The sequence below is a fragment of the Cupriavidus sp. 05N39 genome (genome assembly GCF_056397325.1).
On sequence record NZ_JBFTNE010000004.1, the window covers coordinates 237,768 to 245,198 of the forward strand.

Consider the following 7,431-nt stretch of genomic DNA (forward strand, 5'->3'; position numbering starts at 1 on the left):
GGCGCCACGCGCGAGATTGCGATAGAGTTGCGCTCTGTATCCTGGCTCGTGCCCCGCGGTAGTGGCCGGGACTGGACCTATCCAAGCAACTTCGACGGAGCGGAAATGGCATCAGCACGTGCGGTGGAATTGACAGAGTTCGGTGGTCCTGAAGTGATGCGCCTGGTGACGTCGGTGCTGCCGGCGCCGTCGGCCGGCCAGGTGCAACTGCGCCAGACCGCGATCGGTTTCAACTACATCGACATCTACCAGCGTGCGGGCAAGTATCCCTTGCCGTCGCCCACGGGGCTGGGCCACGAAGCCGCCGGCGTGGTCGAGGCCGTGGGCGAGGGCGTGACCGGCCTGCGCGAAGGCGACCGCGTGGTCTACATGCATGCCGGCATCGGCGCCTATGCCGACCGGCGCAACGTGCCGGCCGACAAGCTGGTCAAGTTGCCCGACGGCATTGACGACGTCACGGCGGCGGCAGTCTTCTTCAAGGCAATGACAGCGCAATACCTCGTCAGGAAGACGCATCGCGTGGYGGCCGGCGACATCGTGCTGGTGCATGCCGCCGCGGGTGGCGTGGGGCAGATTCTCAGCAGCTGGGCCAAGGCGCTCGGCGCCACGGTGATCGGCACCGCGGGCTCGCCGGCAAAATGCGAAGTCGCGCTGGCGGCAGGGTGCGATATCGCCATCGACTATTCGCAGCCGGACTGGGTGCGCCAGGTGATTGACGCCAGCGGCGGACGCAAGGCGCGCGTGGTCTACGACTCCGTGGGCAAGCACACCTTCATGGGTTCGCTGGACTGCGCGGCGCCGTTCGGACTGGTGGCGCTGTATGGCGCGGCCTCGGGGCCGGCGCCGGCCATCGAGCCCGAACTGCTCAACAAGAAGGGCTGCCTGTTCCTGACGCGGCCGTCGGTGTTCCCGCACAACGCCGATGCGCAGACCTTCCGCGCCRACGCGGCGGACGTATTCCAGGCCATCGGGCAGGGTGCGATCCGGGCAGCCGTCGGCGCGCGGTATCCGCTTGGGCAGGTGGCCGAAGCGCACCGTGCAGCGGAGGCGCGTGCTACCACCGGCGCTATCGTATTGCTGCCCTGATATTCGTGTCACGGCAGCAAGAAGGCCCCGACTCGCGGGGCCTTCTTGCTGCCGGCGGCCACGGCCGCCGGCGATTCCACTGCTATTTCTTCTTGTCGAACTCGAACTGCGGTGCGGCGGGTTCGCTCTCGGCCGGTGCTGCCGGCAACTCCAGCGTGCCACTGCCAGGACTGCGGGCAGGCAATGGCGCCGAGGCTGGCCCGCTACTCTCACCGCCCAGCGGGATCGTGACCTCCGCCGCGTTGGTATGGTGCAGCGACCCCTTGTCGAGGAACATCGTCACCATGCCCGGCCAGAACATCACCAGCGCCACCATGATCATCTGCAGGCCGACCCAGGGCAGCGCGCCCCAGTAGATGTCGGAGCTCTTCACTTCCTTGGGCGCGATGCCACGCAGGTAGAACAGCGCGAAACCGAAGGGCGGGTGCATGAAGGAGGTCTGCATGTTCACGCACAGCATCACGCCGAACCACACCAGCGCCGCGGTGGCCGCCGCTTCCGGGTTGCCGCCCATCGAGTCGGCGACGACCGGGGCCAGTACCTTGACCGCAACCGGCGCCAGCATCGGCACCACGATGAATGCGATCTCGAAGAAGTCCAGGAAGAAGGCCAGGAAGAAGATGAACAGGTTGACCACCAGCAGGAAGCCGATCCAGCCACCGGGCAGCGAGGTGAACATATGCTCCACCCAGGCGCCGCCGTCCACGCCCTGGAACACCACGGAGAAGCAGGTGGAGCCGATCAGGATGAACACCACCATGGCCGTGATGCGCGCCGTGGACTGGTAGGCATCGATGATCAGCGCGCGCAGCGCGCTTAGTTGTCCGGCACGCAGCAGCAGCCAGGCAATCACCAGGTAGACCACCGCCAGCGGGATGCGGAAGGCGTGCGAGCCAAAGGCGACGGTGCCGACGATGATGGCCACGCCGGTGGCGGCAAGGCCGATGCGGTAGATGGTGCGGTCGAGCTTGCCGAAACCGGGGTCGCGCAGCACCGCCAGCACCAGCGCGCCGACCGCGCCCATGGCGCCGGATTCGGTCGGCGTGGCGATGCCCAGCATGATCGTGCCCAGCACCAGGAAGATCAGCACCGCGCAGGGGATGATGCCGCGCAGGCATTTGCGCCACAGGGGCCAGCCGCGCAGCGTGCGTTCTTCCACCGGCACTGGCGGCAGCCAGTCAGGCTTGATGCGGGTCAGCACGAAGGTGTAGAGCGCGAACAGCGCGATCTGGATCACCGACGGGCCCCAGGCGCCAAGGTACATGCTGCCCACGTCGGCGCTGCCCATCGGGGTCTTGAGCTGGTCGGCCAGCACCACCAGCACCAGCGACGGCGGCACCAGCTGCGTGATGGTGCCCGACGCCGCCAGCACGCCGGTGGCGTACTTCATGTTGTAGCGGTAGCGCATCATCACCGGCAGCGAGATCATTGCCATGGCGATCACCTGGGCCGCCACGGTGCCGGTAATGGCTCCGAGGATAAAGCCCACGATGATGACCGAGTAGCCCAGGCCGCCGCGCACCGGGCCGAACAACTGGCCCATGGAGTCGAGCATATCCTCGGCCAGCCCGCACTTCTCCAGGATCGCCCCCATGAAGGTGAAGAACGGGATGGCCAGCAGCAACTCGTTGGCCAGCACGCTGCCGAACACGCGGCTCGGCACCGCCTGCAGGAAGCTGACCGGGAAGTAACCAAACTGGATGGACAGGATGCCGAAGGCAAGACCCACGGCCGACAGCGAAAATGCGACCGGGAAACCGATCAGCATGAATACCACCAGGCCGCCGAACATCAGCGGCGGCATATATTCCAATGGAATCATTGCACCGGCCTCTCGTATTTCGATTCGATGCGCACCAGGCCCTTGAGGGCGGCAACGCGCTTGATCAGCTCGGATACGCCCTGCAAGGCAAGCAGGCCGAAGCCGAGGGGCACCACCAGCTTGATCGGGTAACGCGGCAGACCGCCGGAATTACCGGATTGCTCGAGGATGCGCCACGAGGGCAGGAACAGCGATTCCCACGACAGCCACATGAACAGCACGCAGGAAGGCAGCAGGAAGAAAATAATGCCGAAGATATCGATCCAGTGTTGCGCGCGCTCCGATACGTTGCCGTAGATCAGGTCCACGCGCACATGCTCGTTGCGCTGGAAGGTATAGGAGGCGCCGAACATCACCGCGATGGCGAACATATACCACTGCAGTTCAAGCGGCCAGTTGTCACTAAGGTTGAAGCCGTAACGCAGCAGGGCGTTGCCTGCGCTGATCAGGCACGACAGCAGGATCATGATGTTTGCAAGCCTGCCCGCGTGCTGATTCAACCTGTCGATCTGTCGTGACAGACCAAGCAAGTAATACATGGGTTGTCTCCCCTGTTTTTGCGGCAATTAGTTTATCTGTAACAATATGCTTCGGCGCTTGGGGCTAATACCTACCGCATTGCGCAAAAATAGAACCAGATAAAAAAAAGCCACCGGGCATGCGCCCTGGCGGCTTTTTTTCAAAGCATTACTTACGTGAAACTTACATTGGCATGCTGCGCTGCAGTGTCGCCAGTGCGTCCGCTTAAAGCGTCGCGCGTACAGCGGCAATGGCTGCGCGAACCTGCGCCGGCGCGGTGCCGCCGATGTGGTTGCGTGCCGCGACCGAGCCTTCCAGCGTCAGCACCTCGTGCACGTCGTCGCCGATCAGCGCCGCCTTGTCGCCCAGGCCGGTGACTTCGCGCAGCTCGGTCACGGTGAGGTCGGCCAGGTCGCAGCGGCGGTCGTCGCAGGCGCGCACCGCGTGGGCCACGGCTTCGTGGGCATCGCGGAAGGGCAGGCCGCGCTTGACCAGGTAGTCGGCCAGGTCCGTGGCGGTGGCGTAGCCCTGCAGCGCGGCGGCGCGCATGGCTTCCGGCTTGACGGAGATGCCCGGCACCATGTCGGCGAAGATGCGCAGCGTGTCGGCCACGGTGTCCACCGTGTCGAACAGCGGCTCCTTGTCTTCCTGGTTATCCTTGTTGTAGGCCAGCGGCTGGCCTTTCATCAGGGTCAGCAGGCCGATCAGGTGGCCGTTGACGCGGCCGGTCTTGCCGCGCGCCAGCTCGGGCACGTCCGGGTTCTTCTTCTGCGGCATGATCGAGCTGCCGGTGCAGAAGCGGTCGGCGATGTCGATAAAGCCCACGCGCGGGCTCATCCAGATCACCAGCTCCTCGGAGAAGCGCGAGATGTGGGTCATCACCAGCGCGGCGGCGGCGCAGAACTCGATGGCGAAGTCGCGGTCGGAGACGGCGTCCAGCGAGTTGCGGCATACGCCGTCGAAACCGAGCTGCTGCGCGACGAATTCACGGTCGATCGGGTAGCTGGTGCCGGCCAGCGCGGCGGCGCCCAGCGGCAGGCGGTTGACGCGGCGGCGGCAGTCGGCCATGCGCTCTGCGTCGCGCGTGAACATTTCCACGTAAGCCAGCAGATGGTGGCCGAAGGTGACCGGCTGGGCCACCTGCAGGTGGGTGAAGCCCGGCAGGATGGTGTCGGCGTTCTTCTCGGCCAGGTCCAGCAGCGCGCCGCGCAGCGCGCCCAGCAGGCCGATGATGGTATCGATTTCGCTGCGCAGCCACAGGCGGATATCGGTGGCGACCTGGTCGTTGCGCGAGCGGCCGGTGTGCAGGCGCTTGCCGGCGTCGCCGACCAGGGCGGTCAGGCGCGYTTCGATATTCAGGTGGACGTCTTCCAGGTCGAGCTTCCACTCGAAGTTGCCCGCCTCGATCTCGCCGCGGATCTGCGTCATGCCGCGCTCGATCTCGGCGCGGTCGGCTTCGGCGATGATCCCTTGCTTGGCCAGCATGGCGGCGTGCGCCAGAGAGCCCTGGATATCGAACAGGGCCAGGCGCTTGTCGAAGAACACCGAAGCGGTGTAGCGCTTCACCAGGTCGGACATCGGTTCGGAGAAGCGGGCGGACCAGGCTTCGCCTTTCTTGGCAAGTTGGGAGGTCATGGGCGGTAAGGCTGGGTTGGCTCGCAAGCCGGCGGCAGGCCGCGGGGCAAACGAGAAAAATCGGCGAAACCGGGATTATATCGCTGCCGGGCGTCTCCCAGCCTTGCCTAAAGCGTGTTGTCGATGACGCGGCCCTTGAACACCACGGGCCCGGTCGGCCCGTTGGGGTCGGGCGAGCCACCCGGCGGCTCCACGCTGATGGCCAGCGCCGGCACCTTGCCCACCGCCTGCGCCACCGCGAGGCGCAATTGCCGCTGGTGTCCGAGCACGCCGAGGGATTGCGGCTTGCCACCGTCCGGCAAGGCCCAGAGCTGCAATACCTGCTCGTCGCTCAGCGGCAGGTGATCCAGGCGGCGCAACGTCAGCGAATGCGAGCGGGCATCCCACGTCACAAGCACGGCGGCTTCGGCGCGGTCGTCGTTCAGCACGGCCACGGCGTTGACCAGGGGCGTGATATCCAGCTGGCGCGCCATGCGCATATTGAGCCCGATCGCCACCGCGGCCACGGCAGCCGTCGCCAGGGTGACGCCGCGCCAGAAGCCTGGCACGTTCCACAGGCGCCGCCACCAGTGCTCCGGTATGCCAGCCTTGGCGGCCGCGTCGGGCATGGGCTGCCAGCCCAGCCGCTGCTCGATGCCGCACCACACCTTGTCGACCGGTTCGGCGGCGGGCTGCAGCTCCGCGATGCCGGACAGCCGCGCCTGCCAGTGCCCGATCGCGTCGCGGATGGCGGGTTCCTGCCGCGCCAGTTGCTCGAGCCGGCGGCGCGCGCCGCCGCGCAACACGCCCAGCGCGTACTGCGCGGCGAGGCGGTCGATCAGGTCGGGGTGGCGGCTGAGATTCATGACAGGCTTTCCAGGCACATGCGCAGCCGTTCCAGGCCGCGCCGTATCCATGACTTGATGGTGCCCAGCGGTACCTGCAACTGTTCGGACAGTTCGCTATGGCTCATGTCCTTCAGGTAGGCCAGCGAGATCGCCTGCCGTTGCGGCTGCTCCAGCCGTTGCAGGCACTGGTTCAACGCCCGCGCTTCCTGGCTGGCGAGCGCCAGTTCGGCCGGGCCGGCCGCATCGTCGGCCATCCACTCGCCCAGGCTGTCGTCCAGTTCCACGGTCTGGCTGGCGCGCGCTGCCGCCTGCCGGCGCAGGCAGTCCAGCGCCCGGTTGCGCACGATGGCCGTCATCCAGGTCATCGGGGCAGCCAGGTGCGGCCGGTAATCGCCGGCGTGATGCCAGATGCTGACGAAACTCTCTTGCACTACGTCCTCGGCCCAGTCATGTCTGTTGGTGATACGCAGCGCGAGGCCAAACAGTTTCGTGGCTGTTTCGTCGTAGAGCTGGCGCAGGGCTTGCCGGTCGCCCAGTGCCGCGGCTTGCAGCAAGGCAGCGAGCCGGTCGGCATCGGCCGGCCTGGGGGCAAAGGACGCGTTGGCGGAGGAGGACACCGTGGGGGATCCCTGGTGAAAAGAGGCAAGTGACGTTTCCGGATTATAGGCACGGCTTGCCGGCGGCATGGCATCGATCGCACCGGTTGTTGCATCCGATCGCGATGCCAGTGCGTAGAAGTGAAAGGCGCCGGCATTTCAACGGATTGCCCTTCGATAACGCAACGCAATCGAGGCGCCACTTCACCCCAAGACAGGAGAACACCATGGAACGCATGCAGTCGATGACCGAGGCGGCGAAGCGCCAGGCAAGCGAGGACACGGAGAGCCGCATCCTTGTTGCGCCGGATGCGCGCCGGCGCGGCCTGCTCAAAGTCCCCGGCCTATTTGCGCTTGGATCGCTGGCGGTGATGAGCCTGGGCGAGTCGATGCCCGCCTGGGCACAGGCCCAGTCCGGCAGCACCAAGGACGATATCGCCATTCTGAATGTAGCCCTCGGGCTGGAATACCAGGCCATCGCGGCTTATCAGGTCGGCGCGGAGAGCGGCCTGCTGCAAAAGCCGGTGCTGGATACCGCGGTCAAGTTCCAGACGCACCACAAGGCGCACGCGCAAGTGCTGGCGGGCACCGTGTCCAAGCTGGGCGGCAGCCCGGTGATGGCGAAGAAGCCGGCCGAGTACAGCTTCCCGACCGACCAGCTCAAGACGCAGGCCGATGTGCTGCGCTTTGCCGCCGGGCTGGAAAAAGGTGCCACCGCGGCTTATCTGGGCGTGCTGCCAAATTTCCATAACCGCGAGCTGACCAAGGCCGCGGGCAGCATCCTGGGCGATGAGGCGATGCATTGGGCGGTGCTGCTGTCCGTGCTCGGCGAAGATCCGGTGCCGGGCGCGTTCGTTGGCTGAGCCGCAGGCGGGGGGTGTGGGCTCGCTTGCCGCCCTGGCCGGGAGATAAGCTGCTGTAAGGCAAGCCATGCTCTGCGCCGTCC

The 7,431-nt window shown here is 66.1% G+C and carries 7 protein-coding genes; 2 read left to right on the forward strand and 5 right to left on the reverse strand.

The genetic code is table 11. From position 1 onward, the window contains the following. Window positions 1-105 precede the first annotated feature (105 nt). Entirely contained in the window at window positions 106-1,086 is a 981-nt protein-coding gene (locus AC1DN0_RS03805; protein WP_477145546.1) for a quinone oxidoreductase family protein, read from the forward strand. An 82-nt stretch (window positions 1,087-1,168) separates the two neighbouring features. Here AC1DN0_RS03805 and AC1DN0_RS03810 read toward each other — a convergent pair whose 3' ends face one another. The 5 genes from AC1DN0_RS03810 to AC1DN0_RS03830 form a co-directional block, all read right to left on the reverse strand. Beyond that, complete coding sequence (locus AC1DN0_RS03810; protein WP_441624985.1) at window positions 1,169-2,908, reverse strand: TRAP transporter large permease; 1,740 nt, start codon at window positions 2,906-2,908, stop codon at window positions 1,169-1,171. Beyond that, window positions 2,905-3,447 carry a TRAP transporter small permease subunit gene (locus AC1DN0_RS03815; RefSeq protein WP_477143540.1) on the reverse strand — a complete coding sequence of 181 codons (543 nt, stop codon included), beginning with the start codon at window positions 3,445-3,447 and terminating at the stop codon, window positions 2,905-2,907. Before AC1DN0_RS03815 ends, AC1DN0_RS03810 begins: the two co-directional genes overlap by 4 nt. A gap of 205 nt (window positions 3,448-3,652) precedes the next feature. Continuing rightward, window positions 3,653-5,062, reverse strand: coding sequence for an argininosuccinate lyase (argH, locus tag AC1DN0_RS03820; RefSeq protein WP_477145547.1), 1,410 nt, complete (start codon window positions 5,060-5,062; stop codon window positions 3,653-3,655). 107 nt (window positions 5,063-5,169) lie between these two features. Beyond that, entirely contained in the window at window positions 5,170-5,907 is a 738-nt protein-coding gene (locus AC1DN0_RS03825) for an anti-sigma factor (protein WP_477111282.1), read from the reverse strand. Next, window positions 5,904-6,575, reverse strand: a complete 672-nt coding sequence (locus AC1DN0_RS03830) for a sigma-70 family RNA polymerase sigma factor (RefSeq protein WP_441624979.1) — start codon at window positions 6,573-6,575, stop codon at window positions 5,904-5,906. The genes AC1DN0_RS03825 and AC1DN0_RS03830 overlap by 4 nt, the downstream gene beginning before the upstream one ends. Before the next feature lie 155 nt (window positions 6,576-6,730). Between AC1DN0_RS03830 and AC1DN0_RS03835 the strand changes: the two genes are divergently transcribed. Continuing rightward, the gene (locus tag AC1DN0_RS03835; protein ID WP_428177847.1) at window positions 6,731-7,348 is read left to right on the forward strand and encodes a ferritin-like domain-containing protein; all 618 of its coding nucleotides are present in this window, start codon (window positions 6,731-6,733) and stop codon (window positions 7,346-7,348) included. Window positions 7,349-7,431 lie beyond the last annotated feature (83 nt).